We start from the raw sequence: 16898 nt of genomic DNA on the forward strand, positions 1-16898 counted from the left end.
TATGGGGATCGTTCACCGGCACGCAAGGTTCTAGTTGTCCTTGACTCTGCGACCCGCGCCGCGCCCGTCTCCGCCGGCAATCCAGTCGTTGACCGCTCGAGCTACGTGAGTGTTGTGACTTGCGGCCCATGGGGGATCGTTGGATGCGGACGTGAAGGCGATCATCGGTGTGTGCCGGATGCGGCCGTGACGGTCGCGCCAGTGCAGGACCATCAAGCCGGCTTTTTGGCGCACTTGGATGGTCTGGTCGCGAGGGACGCGTCGGGACCACCAGACCCCATGGACGGTGAGGTCGTTCTCTCGCAGGCTGACGCCGCTGAAAACAACCCACCGCGCAGCGAGCGATATGACGACCGCGAAGATGACGATGAAGACCAGCTGCTCGTCCAGCGCGAGGCCGGGCTTCCATACTGTCGCTGCCGGCACGCAGATGAGAGCTGCGGGCAAGAGTATGCCGAAACGGAGCTGGATATTCGGGCGAAACCGCACGAGCGCTGATTTTAGGGGGCGCCCGCCCGTTCGTCGTTCCGTACAGGGGTCATCCAGTGGCCGGTGAGCGGGCGGGTGCTGCTCTCGCCCGCGCTGTGCGTCGCGGCCCAGAGCAGGGCGGCACCGGCGGCCCCCGTCGGTCTGTCGCGTGAGGCGTCAGCGAAGTCTCCGTTTCTCGACTACACCCGCCACAGGCCGCGTGTCCACAGCGCGTGACGCCGCGGTTGCGGATTCCGGCTAGCAGCTAGCGAACGCCGCGGGCACGCTCGTAGCACCGGTAGAGCACGATCGCGCCGACGGCTGACACGACGAGTCCGATCAGAAAGCCCACGAGCAGGACCGGGCTGAGTTGGCCCCCGGTCTGATCCAGGTCCGCACGAACGCCGGCCTGAAACCCCGACACCGAGCAGAGGAAGGCGATCACGACACCCGACGCGAGCAGGCTCACGCCCTTGAGCACTTCCACCATGACCACCCCCGGTCGTGAAGCTACCGCAGAGTGTTCCACCCCGCGACCGCCTCGCCCCGTAGGAGGATCGTTCAGCGGGCTGCTGAGCCGGCGGGTGCTGCTCTCGGCCGCGCTGTGCATCGCGGCCGAGAGCAGGGCGACACCGGCGGCCCCCTGCCGGTCTGTCGCGTGCGGTGTCAGCGAAGTCCCCACTTCTCGAGCGCACTGCCACAGTAGAGCCACCAGCGCACCGCCCGAACGTCATCCGAGCCGGACGCTGCTGCGCAGCTCGCCACCGCTCTACGTCTCGAGAACCCACCGATCGGGTCTGGGAGGCGCGCCGGCCATGTCCCGTGCTGCTTTTCGGGCCCGCTCGGCAGAGTCGTAGATGCCGATGACGTCCGACGTCTCGGCCCAGAAGGAGCTCCGCAGAAGGAGGTAGTGCTCTCCGTCGATGTTGACCCTCACGCTTCGAATCGTCGTCGGTCGAAGAACCCTGTGATTGGTCTGGCACGAAGTAACAGCTTCCTGGCGCGCGTCTCAGCGGCGCATCGCTCCTTCACAGCGGACGGTCTCAGGTTCCCGGCGTGGTGCTGAGTGTCGCGAGCGGGTCCTGCGGTGAGGGGTCCGTGAGGTGGACCGCCCACGCTTCGCCTTGGCTCTCGGACCAGGAGAGGTACATGTCGCATCGGGGGAGTCCGGGAGCGTCGAGGATCACCCTCGCGTTGGCGGGAACGACGTCCGAGTAGACCGTGGGGCGGCCGCCGGCTTGGGCGGCCGGCGCGCACTCTGAGATCAGCTCGGTCACGGAGTCTTGGTTCGACGCGGGGAAGTGTGCCATGAGCTCGGCCCGCGGGTTGGTGGTGGCGAGGTCCTGCACCAGCGTTGCGGCGTACTCCGTGTTGAGACCCTCTCGCGGGTAGTAAGGGTCATCCGAGGTGCTGACGAAGGCGACGATGGCCGCCGCCGCGCCCAGAACGACCACTGCAGTTGCACCGCCGACGAGGACTCGAGTGAGGGTGTTGACCATGCGCTGATCCTGCCGTTCAGCTCTCCTCGCAGGAAAGGCCCCGTAGGAGAGGCGCGGACCGGTTGCCCGGTGGACGTCCTGGTTCGTCGTCAAGGCCCGATCCGTCGTGGGCCGTTGTTCCCCTGCTTCCTTAGGCTCTGCTTGTGACTTCGCGCGCTCTGCTGCTTCGTGACGCGTTTCCGTGGGAGCTGTTCCCTTGGTTCTCTCTCGTGTTGCTGCTCGCTGTCGTCGCGGTCCCGGCGATCCGACTTCGCGATCCTGACCGGCGCCGTGACGCGCAGCTCGTCCTCAACGCCAGACGCAGTTCGTTGACCACCTCAGTGGTCATGGGCGTGATCGGCGCTTGCGCGTCGACTGGCGTCGGCGTGCTGATCATGGCGATCGGGATTCTCGAGGGGTGGGGATTCTTCCTCCTCGCGGCAGGAGCCCTCATTCAGTCGGCCATCACTGCATGGCTCGTCCGTGCACCCGTTCACCCGGAGCCTCCTTCATCCAGAACGATCGACGGTGGGGACCGGACATGAGCCGCCAGGTCAACACGACGGCGTCCGACACGATCGCGACGCTCCTCGCCTTCACCGGTGTCATCGGCGCCATCGTCACCGTCGTCCTCGCCGGGCTCGGCACGGTGACGAACTGGCTGATCTTCCTCGACTGCACGGGCAACTACCGCAGCACGTTCCTTGAGGTGAACGACCCGCCCATCGACTGCCTCGCCGAACCGGCATGGCCGCTCGCCTGCTGGTTCGTACTCGTCGGAGTGGGCGCGCTCTTCACCTTCTGCACCCTCATCATTGGCGCCTACCGGCCTCGTTGGGCCGTCCCGGTCGGTGCCCTGCTCGCAGCAGTCACTGTGATGGGCGCCGTACTGACCGTGCCGACCGGCGCCTCATAGTTCGTCCCGGCGGGGGATGGCTGAGCGAGTCGCCGTGGTCGGGCGCATCAGTCGGCAGAGACGGGTTCTGTCCGACCGGTCCGGACGATGAGGAGCGCTGCTCCAGCAGCGAAAGTGAGCGCACTGCCCAGGAAACCTGCAGTGGCGGGCATGTTCGGGTGCCGGACAGTCTGCGGGCCGACCTCGTCTCCGTCGACGTCGTAGGTGCAATCCACTCCGAGGGGCAAGATCGTCACCGATCCGGTGATACGGGTCGTTTCGTGGAACGGTCCGCCTGTTCGCGGGTACGGGCCGCTCTCGCACTGAACGGCTGGAGGCTCACGTCCATCAATGATCCACCCGGAACCGAGCGATACCAGACCTCCGGCGAGGGCCATCAGCATGACGGCGCCGCCGGCTGCGCTCCGAAGTGCTGACCTCATGCGCTCAGCCTACGAAACAAGCCACGCCTCCCCGTGTTGTGCGGCTAGGTACCCGTATGGGGCTTCCCTCAGTGAGCTGCTGCGTCCCGGCCGACAGGGCGTCAGGCACGGAGCTCGCGACGCCAGACGACGGCATCCAAAGCGGCGATCACAGCGACTAACCAGCCGCCTGCCTGAGCGAACTCCCCGAGGAAGAGGAACGGACCAGTGCGTTGTGCGGTACTCACTGCTGTCTGTTCGTCCTGTGCAGGCGCTGCGCTCGTCGCACGAAGAATACGACTCCTCCAATCGCGAGGGCGGCCCAGGCAAGCGACAGCCACCGCCCGAAAACGGCACTGGCGAGGAACGCGAGAGCCAGGAACGCGCAACAGCATGCGTAGACGACGCAGATCCAGACCTTCGGCAAGTAGTCGGTCATGGCCACACCCTAGCCAGACCGCAGTCGGCTGGTCCTCGCTATTGGCGCGTCCCGCATGGGGATCTCTCAGCGAATCGCTGTGATCCGTGCGACCGGACGTCAGAAACGACGTTCGCGGCGCCAGAGGATGGCACCCGATGCGGCGATCACAGCACCGGCTGCGGCGATCAACCAGCCGACCGCCTGGCCCGTCGTCACGACGCCGATGCCGCAGAGTGTGATGAAGACACCACCTCCGGTGATGAGTTGGACCTGGGTGAATATCACACCCACTGCTTACCAGAGCGCACGAGGTCGCGCTCGCTCTAGCGGGAGCCGGGCGAGGCGCTGTCCCGTAGGGGGATCGGTGACCAAGCGATCCACCGCCTCGGTGTGGCCACCTATGCGACGACCCCGACTCCGGAGCTGCGGCGCTCCATCAGGAGCGCGGTCTCATGCGCCGTCGCGACGCCGCTGTCGCCGTCGCACGAGAACGATTCCGGCATTCACGACGAACAACGTCAGGCAGGAAATCGCGCCACTCGCGCCGTTGAGGTCCGTCGTGAACTCGAGGACCGTGAACGCGATGGCAGCGGCGAGGTAAACGCACGCGGCGATGGTGAACACGCGAATCTGTACTGGGTCGTTTCGCCGCTCCTCGTCACTGCTCATGAATGAGACCTTCCCACACCTACTCGTTGGAGAGCGTGACGAGATCCCGAACTCCGAGCCACGGGAACTGCGTACCGATAGGGGATGGCTGACCGGTCGTCGCCGACGCACTCGCACAATTTTGTCAACGTGGTCAACGCCGTGCTCATGTCGAGCTGGGAGGCCCAACACATCGTGTTCCATCTGCACACTGGCGGTCTGTGCCCGCGGGATGCGGGATAGGTTCAGGATGGACATCGAGGCGTGATCGATCGGGGTCACTCGTCCGGCGAGATGCGCCCAGCCGCCCTAATGCGGTGCCTGAGCGCGAAGGGCCTCCCTGACAGGAATGGGTGACCGGGGACGGGTCGTACACTCGCTGCGTGGCATCGGCTGAGTATGAGCGGAGCAGCGCAGACGCGATCGTGATCTACCCGGTGGACAGGAACGCCGCCGCGGAAGCTCGAGTCATCGTGCCGGCGTACCCCGACTACGGTCGTGCTCAACTCCCTGTTATTCTCGCGACGAGGGTCGGCCTTGAGTTCTGGGACGGCCGTAAGGCCGATCGTCCGGCAGCAGCGCTCCCATGGGAAGACATCGTCGGGATCAGCGGACCGAGCCCTGCATCGAACAACCGGGGGCTCCGTATCAGGGCCAGGATCGGAGAACGAGCGCTCACGGCCGAGATACCTCTGCGCCCGGGCGGTGTCGGTCCACAGAAGATGCCTCAAGAGAGCATCGACGTCCTCGCAGGCAGGCTTCGCGCGCTCGGCGAGGCGGCGGGTTTCGCAGACGACATCCCCGATGTCAGACCCACCTCGGTGCAACTGCTTCCCGGCCGCGACTCGTTCAGCTTCATCATCCACGGGTTCGTCGCCTTCGGAAGTGGGGTCGCATCCTTCCTCGCCTTCTTCGCCATCGCCAGCTGGATACCTCTGGAGGTGCGCACGAGACCGATCATCTTCGTGCCCGCGATCCTGCTTCTCGCAGGCTTCTTCGTGGGCCTCCTGATCTCCTGGATCCTGATCGCTCGCGGATTGTCGCGGTGGAACCGGGAGAGGTCCGCCGGCTACCGCATCCGGGGTGCGCCGTGGCCTGTCGGGACGCCTCTGGTCGACCGGAGAACAGGAGAGGTCGCGCCCGTTCCCCCGGGCACCGCGCCGCCGTACGTCGTCTAGACAGTGGAGCAGATCGAGACGTACCCCAGAATGCCCCATCTGGGAATGGATGAGCGGCCACTGGGCCGGCGGGCGTAGCGCTCGGTCACGCCGTGCGTCGCGGCCAGAGAAGACTTTTGTCGGCTGGCTCGCGTCGCCTCGAGCACGCTACGCGAGCCTCAGTCGAGCTGAACGCTGCTGCGCCGTTGACCTCCGCTCCACGTCTCGAGAACCCACCGATCAGGACTGGGCAGGGCGCCCGCTTTTCCCTGTGCTGCTTCCCGGGCTCGCTCCGCGCAGCCGTAGATGCCGATGACGTCCGCAGTCTCGGCCCATAAAGCCTTCCGCAAAAGTAGGTAGTGCTCACCGTCGATGCTGATTTTCACGCCTCGAATCCTCTCGAGTCGTGGAACGCCGTAGTCGTTCCGGCGCGAAGCGCTGCCCTGTTGGCGCGTCCCGTAAGCGGATGGTTGACCGGCCATCGTCGGCCTGTCGTCACTGCTGGCGTCGTGCGTGCTTCGAGCGTGCGGCCCAGTCGTACGGCAGGTCCTGGGGAGGTCGATCGCCGACGACGGCCGAGAGTGCTCTGAGGTAGTGGTCGCCGGTCCGGACGAGGGCGATGGTTCGGGGTCGGTAGCCGAGCGGCCGTTCGTGCCAGATCGCTTTCGCGTCAACTTCCCAGAGGGAGAGCCAGTTGCGAGTGAGTGCGTAGGGGACGCCCACCCACATCGCGCTGTACTTCTTGCGGCGTTCGATGCTGACCAGGGTGTCCGGGTCGAGGAAGGTGGCCAGCAGCCCCGAGGTGGTGGCCAGATCGATCGCGGGGCGATCGGCGGGCGGGTGAGGGGGCCACTCCGGTTGGGTGCGCGAGAATCGTGCTTCCCAGGACCGACTCGGTCGCGCCCGCTCGATCTCCGCGAGACGGACGGCGGCGTACCCGTCGAAGAAGCCGCCGGTCATCGTCTCCGCGAGGAGCGCCCACTTCCGACCCACACCGACGACGAACCCGTCGATCGACCATCGGTTCCCGAATGCGAATCGGACCGTGACATGCGTCTGGTCACGTTGCGCTGTGGTCAGCAGTGCTCGGATCTTCTTCCTAGAGGACACCAGCACAGTCTGCCGACTGAGAGGAGCCGTCGCTTAACCTGCCGCGCTCGGCCGCGGCATCCCCCGGATGGGGGTCGTTCACCGAGCCACTTCGGCGAAGCAGGATGCGCTGTCGTTCCTCGCGGTCGCCTGCACGACTCTTCGCGCTACCGCGCCACTCGTGCAGACGACCGTGAGCATTGAGATGTTCAAGGTCCCCTGCACACGCGACCCGTGCGCCACTGAACCGTTCCGTAAGGGGATTCCCTACCGGAACTCCCGCCGGGAGATTAAGGGATGTCGGTAGGGGATGGGTCAGCGGAGAGCAGGGCGACCCGAGAGCCGCTCACCGGATTCTCGCGAGAGCCTCCGCGGTTGCGCGTCGAGCGAGGCGGATTGTCAGGTCGGAGCTGAGTAAGACGCCGAACCAGTGGTACCAGCAGACCTCGAGATGTTTCGGAGTGATGATGTGGTCGATGAAGAAAATCCGAGTGAGATCGACGGCCTCAGGAAAGTATTCATCGGAGGGTGCCCCTGCCTCCGTCCCAGGCCCGAGACCCATCAGGTCTTCCTCAGTCAGGACTCGAAGCAGCGTCTCCCGAACCTCCGACCATTGGTCACCGTCAACCTCGGGCAGCGGGCGCTGCATCATCGACCTGTACGCCCGTCTGAGTGATGATTGCTTCGTGAATCCAGTCACAGGACCATGATGGTTGCTCGCCCCCGGATGAGCTGTCGTGGCCGCAGCAGCGATCGTTCCGTATGGGGATCGTTCACCGGTCGCGTATCCAGCTACGGGCAGCGGTAGGTCTTCGCGAAGTCGGTTGCCGTGAACTGCCTTCCCTTGGTCATAGAGGTCAGTGACGGGCAGATGTCGTTGTTGTGCGCCGCCGCTACGAAGGGGGTTGCTGCTTGTGGGACGCAGCCGTAGTCCTGGTCGGGCTGGTCGAGGATTCGCAGCTGGCCTGTCTCCCCGGCGGCGAGGTGAAGATCGGACCAGGAGCAGGACCAGGTGAGTGAGGCTCCGGTGTCGTTGGTGATGCTGACGTAGTGGGAAGGGCCATGCACTCCGAACAGCAGATCACCCACCCACAGAACCGCGGCCGCCACGACGGCTAGAGCTCCCAGCGCGATCGACAGGCTCACCAACCGTCGTTGGCGGGGTGGTGTCTGCCGGTCCGGCGAGAGTCCACTCGGATCCCAACTGTCCAGACGTTCAACCACGGCGCCTCCACCCCTCAGCGCGACGAGGAACGGCCTCGACTGCCGCGCTCGTTCCCTTGAGTTTTCCCACGGGAAAACAGTAGGCATGACACGGCTCTCACCACGAGGAGCAACCGACTCGCGACCGAGAGCGTTCCGTTAGGGATCGGTCCCGCTTTCAGGTTGGATGCGCTCACAGCGGGTATCCGAAGTAACGTTCTTGCCAGCTCGGATTGCTCATCACGATCGGCCCGTCGTACTGGCCCCAGAGGGATTCCTCGGCAGCGACCGCGAAGTCTAAGGCTTCGAGAGCTGCGGTTATCGGTTGCAGGTCCTCCGGTTCGACCAGCGCGTCGAACTCCTCTCGCGAGTACGCTCCCGGCCTCTCGAGGGCGATGAAGCAGAGGTCCCCGTGCTGGCTGATGGCGACGACGAGGTCTGCCGTCGTGCGTGTGGCTGCACCGTTCACTGTCATCTGAGTAAACGTTGCGGAGTCCTGCCAACTCCACGAATCGTCTACCGACACCGCGCCGGGAAAGCTCTTCTCGAGGAGCGCTGCAAGCGCGTCCACCTTTGCGGCCAGTCGTGGTCCGTCGAAATCGATCGGCCGCTCGGGAGCCGCAGGGTCATCCATCTCGCGTAACCGGCGTTCAAGCGCCGCGCCCTCTAACCACATGCTCGAAGTGTCCTCCATGCCGACCAGGTTCGGCTCGTCTGATGAGCTGAGACGACGGAGGAAAGTTGACCGCCCTTCAGCTCGAACGGACGCACGGTCGGCTGCTCGTGGTCATCGAGGCTCGCCCGGAGCAGTTGACTGTTCCGTTAGGGGATGGTCAGCCGGTCGGTTTCGAGTGGTGCCGCTTCCGCTCCCACTCCTCCGCGAGGATCGCGTAGACCGCTGAGTTGATCCAGGTCTCGCCGCGTTTCTCACTTTGCAGGAACAGGGCCTCTCGCCGCAGGCCCATCTTCTCCATCGCGCGCACGGAGCCGCGGTTGTGAGCTGCGGCACGTCCGATGATGCGGTGCAGACCGAGCGATCCGAACCCGACGTCGAGCAGGGCGGCGCCCGCCTCGAGCGAGTAGCCCAAGCCGGCCGTGTTGGGGTGGAGGAACATGCCGATCTCGCCCTGCTCCCCGTCCGCCGAACGGATCAGGACGGCATCGCCGACGAGGGCCGCCGATGCTCGGACCTCGATTCCGTAGAAGCGGCGATGACCCGGTTCGCGCAGCTCCCACTCGCTGTCCCGCTCCTCGAACCAGGAAGCGTACTGCCCGTCCGAGAGCGACGGGTGGCCGAGGAACCGAGAGGCGTGGGCGTCGCCCCGGTACGCCATGACCGACGCTTCGTCGTCCCGGGTGAGGCGACGCAGGCGGAGGCGGGGTGTGAGCAGATCGACCACGCCATTCATCTGCTCAGGCTATGTGCGGGTGAGGTCGACGCTGCGGGAAGCCGTCCCGTAAAGGGATCTCCATACGGGACAGCAGTGCCGACACACGCGTGAGGACGACACCGACCGAGCGCGTCGAGAAGTCCCGCCGATGTCAGGAGGGGTCGCGGTCTCCGCGCACTGTGAGGAACCAGGCGGTGTCGTTGTCCGCGTTCGATGCGGTGGCGTTGACACTCGATATCGGCTTCTCGCCAAGCGACGTGGGATCGATCTCGTGTGGGCCGTCGGCGCAGTCGATCGCGTCGAGGGTGGTCGTCGTTCTCGTCGCCGGTCCCCCAGCCGTGGAAAGCGATCCGATTTCGAGGTCGATCACTCCTTCGCCGAGGCAGTCGAAGGTGATCGCGGTCGGCAGCGCCGGCCTCTCGAGGGTGACTTCGACGCGGCCGCCGTCATCGTCGGCCTCGACGTTCAGCGAGAGGACCGCTACGACGTCGCGATCCGTTGCCACGTCCGCTTGGCGCTCTTCGCGCCACTGCGTGATGCGAGGATCTTCACCGGGTACCGGTGTGCAGCCGGCGAGAGCCGCCACAAGAACAAGACCAGCTGCTGTGTGGATCGGACGGGGCCTCATTTCTCCACAGTAGAGGCACAGGACGCCGAAGAAGACCCATCATTACAGCGCCAGCGCTCGTCTCCTTCGCGGCGCGATACGGTGTGCTGACGAGGCACGGGGGGATGCGGTGGGATCGACGACGCGCCTGAGGTGGGTGGCCGGAGCGGCAGTGACGGCGCTCACGATGACGCTCATGGCCGGGTGTTCCGGCCCCGACACCGAGGCGTACACCGATTTCGAGCGGGCGCAGGACGAGCGGGACGCTCTTCCCGACGTCGGCACCGTAGGAGACGGTTACGACCCCGCCTCGATCCGTTACGTCGGGTCAGCTGAAGGGCTGGACGTCTGGATCGGGTCGCAGACCATGACCGGAGGCCGGTGCGTCATCGTGGACGGAGACGGCGACAACGAAGACGGAAGCGGCTGCGGGGATGAGCTGTCGCTGAACGGAGCATGGGCCGTCCAGATTCACACCGATGGCGCCGGTCCAGACGACGCCACTGGCATCGACTGGACGAGCCTTGGCGAGAACGTGTCCATCCGCCGGTATTAACCACCCTGTTCCTCAAGTCGACCGCGCGGACGAGCACGTGCGAACGACCCCTACCGGCCGCCCGGTCGACCATCGCTCACCGGAACGCTGGGCTCGAGTCGCGATGGCGCCTTTTGGGCCGGCGGCGATGTCATCCTTCCTGCGTTGTCGGGAGGATGATCGTCAGGGTGACCCCAACGAAGCGCCGTCTGCGGATCTCGAACGTGCAGTTCGTGTTCGCGATCGCCTGCTGTCTCGTCATGCTCGTGCTTGCACTTCTGAACGGCAACTTTCAGTGGGCCCTGCTCGTCCTGGCGGGTGCAGCCATCGGCATCGTCTACAACTTCTGGAGCACCGAGTCGGCGCCCCGAGCCGTGACCGACTCGCGCTCTCGCGAGTACTCGATCAACGTTCCCGCTCGTCGCCTCGAACGGGACCGGCCGCATGCAGCCGTGGTCACGAAGGGACCCTACAGCGGTGAGTACGCGATCATCTCTCGTGACGACGACTGCTGGTCTGTCATCGTCGCGCCGCGAAAGCTGATCGCCCGACGTCCGAGCGCCGGCTTCTATGACCTCTCCGATACTGCCCTCGACGACCTGCTCCACGATCTAGGTGCAGCCGTCATCCGGTCGGGTTTCTACGCCGACCAAGTGCTCGATGGGTTCGGACTCTGACCCTCTGCAGCACGAGGACCCCGTAGTTCTCGTACCAGCGTTCTGTTCGACGGGAACACCGTCCCGCATGGGGATCGACCACCGGACGCTTTGCTCCTTCGGTGCGAGACGGAGGATGGCCGGTTGATCGTTAAAGTTTTGCACTGCGGCTAGTGCGCCGCGGCGGTTCAGTTCGTACGCTCAGCACATGACTTTTAGAGGGAGCGCGCGGAGTCGACGTCGGCAGCTCCTGGTGTGGGCTCTGGCTGCGCTGGTGGTGTTTGCGCTGGTGACTCTTGTTGTCGCCTTCGCGGCAACCCAGCTCAACGCTGCTGCTTTCGCCAGACGCCCGGAGATCGAGAACTGGGCTGACCCGAGCAGGGGAACATTCACGCTCGGGCTGGGATGGGGCTTGGTCGCCGCCGCAGTCACCGTCGCGGTCGGCGTCACCGGTGATCGTCTGCGGTTGCGCAACGCAAGGTAGAACCGCGTTCCGTGGGGGGATCCTTCAGTGGTCGTCGTGAACCGTGTGTAGGGCAGCTCACTTCAGCGAGCTGTACCTCGAGACGTTGCCGGTGGAGCGATACCCGATCGGGAACCTCCCAATGAGGACGCCGTTGCGGTAGCTGTCCTTCACTTCATCAGCGAAGAGGTCCGCGTCTGCGGGTGAGCCGAAAACGCCGAGCACGGTGTTATGTGGCGACTCGTCGTGCTGGACGATCCAGACCTCTGTCTCAATCGCTGGCTCGGACTCGCTTGGAGGGGCGACTTCGTGCTCGATGCTCACACGAGCACCCTAGGTGCGTCATCGTCCCGCAAGGGGATCACTCACCGGGCGCTGAGCCGGGTCGACCCGCCCGGGGCGACCCGGCTGCTCTGCCGCTCAGCTGTTGCGGGCGATGTAGGCATGGATCGCGGCGAGACGGTCCTGGTTCTTCGCCTTCAGTTCGTCCAGGGCGTCCTGGCTCGCGGCGATCAGTGGCGCCTGGTACGACGCCTCGAGGTCGCCCAGCGTCTGAGTCAGGCCCGTCGCGGTGTTGCAGCGCGCTTCGATGGTCGCGATGCGGATCTCCTCCGCTTTGTCTGCCAACGTTCCGCCCATTCTCGACGCGAGCTCGTTGGCCTCGACCGAGCTCCACTCGCCCGATCCGGTACGGGGCTCCAGTCCTTCCTCTCGCAGGCACTGCCACCACGCCTCGCGGGCTTGCTGCCAGGCCGGGTCAGCGGAGGCTGCGTTGTACGCCAGGGTCTGGATCTGAGGAACGAGCGACTCGGTGAGCTCCGCATTGTCGGGGGTGAAGCTCGCGATTTCGGGATCCGGTTGCATCGTGCATTCCTCGTAGGCCGCTTCCCATGCATCGCCTCCCGCCGCCCGGTCTGCTTCGAACGCCGCGTTGATGGCCGACGGCGCCGCGCCGTATCCGTAGAGACGCGCCCGCGATTCGTTCCAGATCCCGTAGCTGCGATCGCCGAACCGCGATGCGGTGTCGTCCTCGACGGACGCCGCGGAGTAGGCGAAGCCCTTCTCGTTCATGCACTTCGCGAAGGCGATGTCGGTGGCGTGGTTTGCGAGAGCGAGCGTGGATGCGGGGCCGTAGAAGTCGTACTCGGTCAGCGGCAGGATGATCTCTCCGGACTCCGTGTCGAGGTAGGCGTGGGCGGACGGATCGGGGGTGAGCGCTGCGCTGCTGGCGCTCTGGGAGCAACCGGTCAGGGCGAGGGGAACGGCCGCGAGCAGCGCGACCACGGGGAATCGGTGGAGCCTCATGATTCTGACCTTTCGGAAGTCGGTGTTGACGAGGACGCGGCTGCGGGTTGGTCTCAGGTGCGTCGTGTCTCCAGTGAAGGCGCGGCTGCGCGTTGAGTCCTCAGCTGGACAGTCACGTCCTCTCGTCCGTTCGGACGAAAGATGCATCGGTCCGCGCTCGGCGACGAGGCGGCCCGTTAGCGTCGTGGCATGTCAGGTCTTCTCCGCCGGATCTCGCTGCGTGCGGTCGACGTCGCTGTCGCTGTCGCGTTCGTCGGCTTCTGGTGGTCCGCCGAAGCCGGCCGTCTCGTAGGGCCGGACGGACCGACGAGAGGCGCCGTCATCCTTCTCATCGCTCTGGTCATCGCCATCGGTGTCCGGCGACCGTGGATCGCGGCCGGCGCAGCTGCGGTCGTAGTGCCCGTTTCGCTTCTGCTGCTGAAGGACGAGTCGGGAACGCTGTGGCCCTCCGCGTTCGGAGTGGCCTACATCGCCGCGCGCACGGGAGCGCAGACGATGACGCGCGGCAGATGGCTGCTCTCCGTGGTACTCGTCGTCGCTGGGTTTGCGCTCGCGCTGCCGACCGGTGGACCGGTTTCCGCCGCCGTGCTCGCTGGAGTCGTGGTGCTCGCGTGGGCTGGCGGTCACCTCTCGCGGGTCAGCCGGGAACGAGCGCGGCTGCTCGCGGAGCAGCGCGTCCTCACGCAGGGTCTCGAGGACGCCGGACGTGAGCTGAACCTCATCTCCGAGCGCGCTCGTATCGCGCGGGATGTGCACGACATCATGGCCCAGTCCCTCTCGATCGTCCTCGCGCAGGCCGATGGCGCTGCGCGACTGGTCCGGGCCGATCCCGGCCGGGCCCAGGCGTCCCTTGGAGTGATCTCTGACGTCGCGCGCTCCTCCCTCGTGGAAGTGCGGATGCTCATCGAGTCGATCGGACCCAGCCCCGTCACCCTCGACCAGCCGACCCTCAGCGAGTTGCCGCACCTCATCGAGCGCTTCGACAGCGCCGGCCTCACCGTCCGCTTCGCGGAGGACGGGGAACGGCTCACGCTCACCGAGGGGCAGCAGCTGGCCGTCTACCGGATCGTGCAGGAGGCGCTGACCAACGCGCTCCGCTACAGCGGCGATCGGCCCAACGCCTTCGTCCGGCTGCTCTGGAACGGAACCGCGCTCCTGCTCGAAGTCACCTCCCACGGGCGACCAGGGCGAGAGCCCTCAGTCGGCTCCGGGATGGGAGTCGCCGGAATGAAGGAACGCGCCGAGCTCGCCGGCGGGTGGCTCACCGCCGAGGGCACGGACGGCGACGGCTCCTTCGTCGTCACCGCCTCCATCCCGGCACCGGATTCCGAGCGCGGCACGTGATCCGAGTCGCGGTGGCCGATGACCACCTCTTGTTCTGCTCAGGGCTGGAAATGCTGATCGACGCAGAAGCCGACCTCCACTTCGCTGGCGCCGCCTACGACGGAGCCGCCGCCATCGAGCTGGTGCTCGAGCAGAAACCGGACGTCCTGCTCCTCGACGTGCGCATGCCCGTCCTCGACGGCATCTCGACAACCCGACGTCTCACGCAGCACTCCGGCATCAGCACCCGCGTCATCATCCTCACCACCCACCAGCACGACAGCGCGATCGCGCAGGCTCTCTCCGCCGGCGCCGCCGGCTTCCTCGTGAAAGACGCCTCCACCGAACTGCTCCTCGGAACAATCCGCGCAGTGGCCGCCGGCCGGACCGTCGTCGCCGGCGCCGCGGAGCACCTACCGGTGCGCGACTACCTGCCCTCGGCGTCGACCACGACGCCCGAAGTTCTCAACGCGCTCTCGGTCAAGGAAAAGGAGATCTTCGCGTCCGCCGCGGAGGGCCGGAGCATCGCCGAGATCGCAGCCGCCGCGCACCTCAGTGAATCCACGATCAAGAGCCACATCTCCAGCATCCTGAGCAAGCTCGGACTCGCCTCGCGTCTGCAGCTCGTCGCCTTCGCCCACCGGCACGGTCTCGTGTAGCTGGCCTGCGACACCATTCGATCGCCTACAGCGTTCAGCACCGCGTCCCGTATGGGGATCGCCCAGTGCGACACTTCCCACCCGAAGGTCAGAGGGTGGGAAACCAGCTCGAGTTGTCCACGATCCACAGCGACACGGAGTTCCAGAGCCCGGTGATGACGAGGACGCCGATCGCGATGAGGAGCACGGCGACGGCCTTGTTGGCGTAGGCGCCGATGCGGCGCAGCCAGCGGCGTGAGCGTGCTGCGCGGGCGAGGACGAGTCCGAGCAGGAACAGCGGGGTGAGCATGCCGAGGAAGTAGACGAACCCCAGCGCGACGCCGAGTCCCACGGTGTCGATGTTGGAGGCGAGGCCGTAGGCGATGGCGAGGGACGGGCCGAGGCAGGGGTACCAGACGGCGGCGCAGCTGACTCCGAGCAGCAGTGCTTTCGCGACCGAGCTGCCTGGGGTGGAAGTCTTCGTGATCCAGGGGATCCGGAGGACGCCGAGGGAGTAGAGGCCGGCGGCGATGAGCAGTCCGCCGGCGATGAACGTGTACGGCGGCCGGGCGAGGTTCACGTTCGCGCCGAACGCGAGCAGCAACGCCACCGACCCGATCAGCACGAGAGCGGCCCCGACCGCGAACGCGAGGATCGACCACACCTGCCGAGACGGTCGAGCCCGTCCGTCCCCTGTCGAGGTGAGCGCGCCGACGATGCCGGGGAGGATCGGTGCGGCACAGGGGGAGAGGAGAGCGAGCGCGCCCGCGAGGAACGCGGTGCCGAGCGCGGGGAACATGCCCTCACCCTAGTTTCCGGAAAGGGCGTGTCCTGGTCCCGCGCTTCCTAGGCTGACCCTGTGACCTGGACAAGTCGACCGCGCAGCATCGCAAGGGTGACCGCTCGAACCCTCGCCATCACGGCCATCGCTGCCGCGGGCGCGGCCTCGCTGAGCGGGTGCTTCACCACCGCCGAGCGGCCGCCGCTCACTTTCGCGGACCTCGACCGGGCGGCGACCGACGCCGATACGTTCCCGACGCTGCCCCCGCGGGCCTCCTGGTCCGAGATGGACGAGACCAGCTCCCGGCTCGTCGGCCGAGTCGGCGACCTGTCGCTGTTCCTGGCGCGCACGAGCGATCCGGAGACGACATGCCTGACGAGCGTCGCTGACGAGGACACATGGGGCCAGAGCTGCGGGGCCGGCGGGTTCGACAGCGCGATCGGCCGCGACACGGTCCACGTCGTCCCGGACGGCGGGGGAGTCGAAGAGACGTGGACGCCGCTCAGCGAGAACGTCTACGTCGACAGCCCTGGTGTGCGGTGACGACGATCGAGGAGCTTCGACTGGCGCTCGTTCCCGTGTTCGAGGCGATGCTGCACGAGGACGAACGCTCGTCACTTCGGCTGCACTTCGTGCGGCTCGCAGAGTGGCCGGACGGTTCTCCTCTGAGTCCTGCAGATCGCCTCGAGGACGGCAGCGTCGTCGCGCAGTGGGTAGTCCTCGGGGAGACGGGCTCATCGCGAGAGCTTCAGAGCGGCGTCTCCGTGTTCGTCCTCGCTCTGGCCGTGCAGAGCGATCTTCAAGACTTCATCGCGGAGAGCGTCTTCGGGTGGGGACAGCTCAGGGGTACTTAAACGCTCCTGCCACCTTCTGGCACCGGGCGCCTCCGCCGGCAGAGGCGAGCGGCAGGCCACATCGATGAACTATCGAGACCTGGCCGCCTCCTCGATGAACCACTGTCGTCGTACGGTCTGGTCATGGGTGCACTGGTTCGGCGTCGCGTTCGGTGGTGGTGGCTCGCGATCGCGTTGGTTGCTCTCGTCGCGGTGGTCCTTCTCGCCGGTGACCGTTCGGGTAGCTGCGTGGAGTACGTGAACTCGCCAGGCGTGTGCACCAGCGTCAACGAGGATCCCCGTACCTGGGTACTCGTCGGGATCGGCAGCCTGATCGTCCTCGGCGCACTGTATGGAGCGTTTCGGCGCCGGTAGTCGAGCCCTGCAACCGATCATGGCCGCCCGCGAAAGGATCGTGAGCGGGCGATCGGCTCGGTGGCTGAAAGCCTTGAACTCGCGTGCAGCCCACGGTTCTGGACTGCCGCGACGATCAGCCGGACATCGAGCGGCGTCCATACACTGAGGACTTGTGACTGCTGATCGAATCCAGCTCGTGCGCGACGACAAGCTCGCTATCGTCCCCGC

26 protein-coding genes are annotated in these 16898 nt (G+C 66.2%); 10 read left to right on the top strand and 16 right to left on the bottom strand.

What is annotated here, in order from left to right; all coding sequences use genetic code 11:
• Positions 1–30 precede the first annotated feature (30 nt).
• The 3 genes from C5C37_RS01905 to C5C37_RS01915 form a co-directional block, all read right to left on the bottom strand.
• Positions 31–489, bottom strand: coding sequence for a hypothetical protein (locus tag C5C37_RS01905; RefSeq protein ID WP_104338349.1), 459 nt, complete (start codon positions 487–489; stop codon positions 31–33).
• A 244-nt stretch (positions 490–733) separates the two neighbouring features.
• On the bottom strand, positions 734–958 hold the full coding sequence (locus tag C5C37_RS01910) for a hypothetical protein (RefSeq protein WP_146079300.1): 225 nt from the start codon (positions 956–958) through the stop codon (positions 734–736).
• A 553-nt stretch (positions 959–1511) separates the two neighbouring features.
• Entirely contained in the window at positions 1512–1967 is a 456-nt protein-coding gene (locus C5C37_RS01915) for a hypothetical protein (protein ID WP_104338350.1), read from the bottom strand.
• Positions 1968–2110: 143 nt separating this feature from the next.
• Here C5C37_RS01915 and C5C37_RS01920 point away from each other — a divergent pair, with 143 nt between their 5' ends.
• Together C5C37_RS01920 and C5C37_RS01925 are read left to right on the top strand one after the other, a co-directional pair.
• Positions 2111–2491, top strand: a complete 381-nt coding sequence (locus C5C37_RS01920; protein WP_104338351.1) for a hypothetical protein — start codon at positions 2111–2113, stop codon at positions 2489–2491.
• Entirely contained in the window at positions 2488–2862 is a 375-nt protein-coding gene (locus C5C37_RS01925) for a hypothetical protein (RefSeq protein WP_104338352.1), read from the top strand. The genes C5C37_RS01920 and C5C37_RS01925 overlap by 4 nt, the downstream gene beginning before the upstream one ends.
• Positions 2863–3507: 645 nt before the next feature.
• On the opposite strand, the gene C5C37_RS01930 is transcribed toward C5C37_RS01925, so the two are convergent.
• The 3 genes from C5C37_RS01930 to C5C37_RS01935 form a co-directional block, all read right to left on the bottom strand.
• Positions 3508–3702 carry a hypothetical protein gene (locus tag C5C37_RS01930; RefSeq protein ID WP_146085154.1) on the bottom strand — a complete coding sequence of 65 codons (195 nt, stop codon included), beginning with the start codon at positions 3700–3702 and terminating at the stop codon, positions 3508–3510.
• A 99-nt stretch (positions 3703–3801) separates the two neighbouring features.
• Positions 3802–3969: a hypothetical protein gene (locus C5C37_RS17330; RefSeq protein WP_181127352.1), complete on the bottom strand. Its 168-nt coding sequence runs from the start codon at positions 3967–3969 to the stop codon at positions 3802–3804.
• 165 nt (positions 3970–4134) lie between these two features.
• Positions 4135–4353: a hypothetical protein gene (locus tag C5C37_RS01935; RefSeq protein WP_104338354.1), complete on the bottom strand. Its 219-nt coding sequence runs from the start codon at positions 4351–4353 to the stop codon at positions 4135–4137.
• A gap of 362 nt (positions 4354–4715) precedes the next feature.
• Between C5C37_RS01935 and C5C37_RS01940 the strand changes: the two genes are divergently transcribed.
• Positions 4716–5510 (top strand): hypothetical protein, encoded by a 795-nt coding sequence (locus tag C5C37_RS01940; RefSeq protein ID WP_146085155.1) that lies wholly within the window; start codon positions 4716–4718, stop codon positions 5508–5510.
• A 158-nt stretch (positions 5511–5668) separates the two neighbouring features.
• Here the strand turns inward: C5C37_RS01940 and C5C37_RS17070 are convergent, their stop codons facing one another.
• The 7 genes from C5C37_RS17070 to C5C37_RS01970 all read right to left on the bottom strand — a co-directional run bounded on the left by C5C37_RS17070 (position 5669) and on the right by C5C37_RS01970 (position 9800).
• Complete coding sequence (locus C5C37_RS17070; RefSeq protein ID WP_146085156.1) at positions 5669–5875, bottom strand: hypothetical protein; 207 nt, start codon at positions 5873–5875, stop codon at positions 5669–5671.
• 109 nt (positions 5876–5984) lie between these two features.
• Positions 5985–6449 carry a hypothetical protein gene (locus C5C37_RS01945; RefSeq protein ID WP_146085157.1) on the bottom strand — a complete coding sequence of 155 codons (465 nt, stop codon included), beginning with the start codon at positions 6447–6449 and terminating at the stop codon, positions 5985–5987.
• A gap of 475 nt (positions 6450–6924) precedes the next feature.
• Positions 6925–7278 (bottom strand): hypothetical protein, encoded by a 354-nt coding sequence (locus tag C5C37_RS01950; protein WP_146085158.1) that lies wholly within the window; start codon positions 7276–7278, stop codon positions 6925–6927.
• Positions 7279–7370: 92 nt separating this feature from the next.
• Positions 7371–7646 (bottom strand): hypothetical protein, encoded by a 276-nt coding sequence (locus C5C37_RS01955; RefSeq protein ID WP_146085159.1) that lies wholly within the window; start codon positions 7644–7646, stop codon positions 7371–7373.
• Between the two features lie 328 nt (positions 7647–7974).
• A complete protein-coding gene (locus C5C37_RS01960) occupies positions 7975–8475 on the bottom strand; it encodes a hypothetical protein (protein WP_104338359.1) in 501 nt (166 codons plus the stop codon).
• Between the two features lie 139 nt (positions 8476–8614).
• On the bottom strand, positions 8615–9190 hold the full coding sequence (locus C5C37_RS01965) for a GNAT family N-acetyltransferase (RefSeq protein ID WP_104257703.1): 576 nt from the start codon (positions 9188–9190) through the stop codon (positions 8615–8617).
• 133 nt (positions 9191–9323) lie between these two features.
• The gene (locus C5C37_RS01970) at positions 9324–9800 is read right to left on the bottom strand and encodes a hypothetical protein (protein WP_146085160.1); all 477 of its coding nucleotides are present in this window, start codon (positions 9798–9800) and stop codon (positions 9324–9326) included.
• Between the two features lie 151 nt (positions 9801–9951).
• On the opposite strand from C5C37_RS01970, the gene C5C37_RS01975 reads away from it, so the two are divergent.
• The 3 genes from C5C37_RS01975 to C5C37_RS17075 all read left to right on the top strand — a co-directional run bounded on the left by C5C37_RS01975 (position 9952) and on the right by C5C37_RS17075 (position 11454).
• A complete protein-coding gene (locus C5C37_RS01975) occupies positions 9952–10335 on the top strand; it encodes a hypothetical protein (protein WP_104338361.1) in 384 nt (127 codons plus the stop codon).
• A gap of 167 nt (positions 10336–10502) precedes the next feature.
• Positions 10503–10991 (top strand): hypothetical protein, encoded by a 489-nt coding sequence (locus tag C5C37_RS01980; protein WP_181127353.1) that lies wholly within the window; start codon positions 10503–10505, stop codon positions 10989–10991.
• A 187-nt stretch (positions 10992–11178) separates the two neighbouring features.
• Entirely contained in the window at positions 11179–11454 is a 276-nt protein-coding gene (locus C5C37_RS17075; protein ID WP_146085162.1) for a hypothetical protein, read from the top strand.
• A 57-nt stretch (positions 11455–11511) separates the two neighbouring features.
• On the opposite strand, the gene C5C37_RS01985 is transcribed toward C5C37_RS17075, so the two are convergent.
• Together C5C37_RS01985 and C5C37_RS01990 are read right to left on the bottom strand one after the other, a co-directional pair.
• Entirely contained in the window at positions 11512–11757 is a 246-nt protein-coding gene (locus C5C37_RS01985; protein ID WP_258074001.1) for a hypothetical protein, read from the bottom strand.
• Positions 11758–11853: 96 nt separating this feature from the next.
• Positions 11854–12717 carry a hypothetical protein gene (locus tag C5C37_RS01990; RefSeq protein WP_146085163.1) on the bottom strand — a complete coding sequence of 288 codons (864 nt, stop codon included), beginning with the start codon at positions 12715–12717 and terminating at the stop codon, positions 11854–11856.
• Positions 12718–12927: 210 nt separating this feature from the next.
• Here C5C37_RS01990 and C5C37_RS01995 point away from each other — a divergent pair, with 210 nt between their 5' ends.
• Together C5C37_RS01995 and C5C37_RS02000 are read left to right on the top strand one after the other, a co-directional pair.
• The gene (locus C5C37_RS01995; RefSeq protein ID WP_104338364.1) at positions 12928–14082 is read left to right on the top strand and encodes a sensor histidine kinase; all 1155 of its coding nucleotides are present in this window, start codon (positions 12928–12930) and stop codon (positions 14080–14082) included.
• A gap of 11 nt (positions 14083–14093) precedes the next feature.
• Complete coding sequence (locus C5C37_RS02000; RefSeq protein ID WP_258074002.1) at positions 14094–14720, top strand: response regulator transcription factor; 627 nt, start codon at positions 14094–14096, stop codon at positions 14718–14720.
• Positions 14721–14808: 88 nt separating this feature from the next.
• Here C5C37_RS02000 and C5C37_RS02005 read toward each other — a convergent pair whose 3' ends face one another.
• Positions 14809–15498: a cytochrome c biogenesis CcdA family protein gene (locus C5C37_RS02005; protein ID WP_104338365.1), complete on the bottom strand. Its 690-nt coding sequence runs from the start codon at positions 15496–15498 to the stop codon at positions 14809–14811.
• Between the two features lie 96 nt (positions 15499–15594).
• Between C5C37_RS02005 and C5C37_RS02010 the strand changes: the two genes are divergently transcribed.
• Both C5C37_RS02010 and C5C37_RS02015 read left to right on the top strand, forming a co-directional pair.
• Positions 15595–16023 carry a hypothetical protein gene (locus C5C37_RS02010; RefSeq protein WP_104255885.1) on the top strand — a complete coding sequence of 143 codons (429 nt, stop codon included), beginning with the start codon at positions 15595–15597 and terminating at the stop codon, positions 16021–16023.
• Positions 16020–16334, top strand: coding sequence for a hypothetical protein (locus C5C37_RS02015; RefSeq protein ID WP_104255884.1), 315 nt, complete (start codon positions 16020–16022; stop codon positions 16332–16334). The genes C5C37_RS02010 and C5C37_RS02015 overlap by 4 nt, the downstream gene beginning before the upstream one ends.
• Positions 16335–16898 lie beyond the last annotated feature (564 nt).

Origin of the sequence: Rathayibacter sp. AY1F9, assembly GCF_002932155.1 — a bacterium.
GTDB lineage: Bacteria > Actinomycetota > Actinomycetes > Actinomycetales > Microbacteriaceae > Rathayibacter.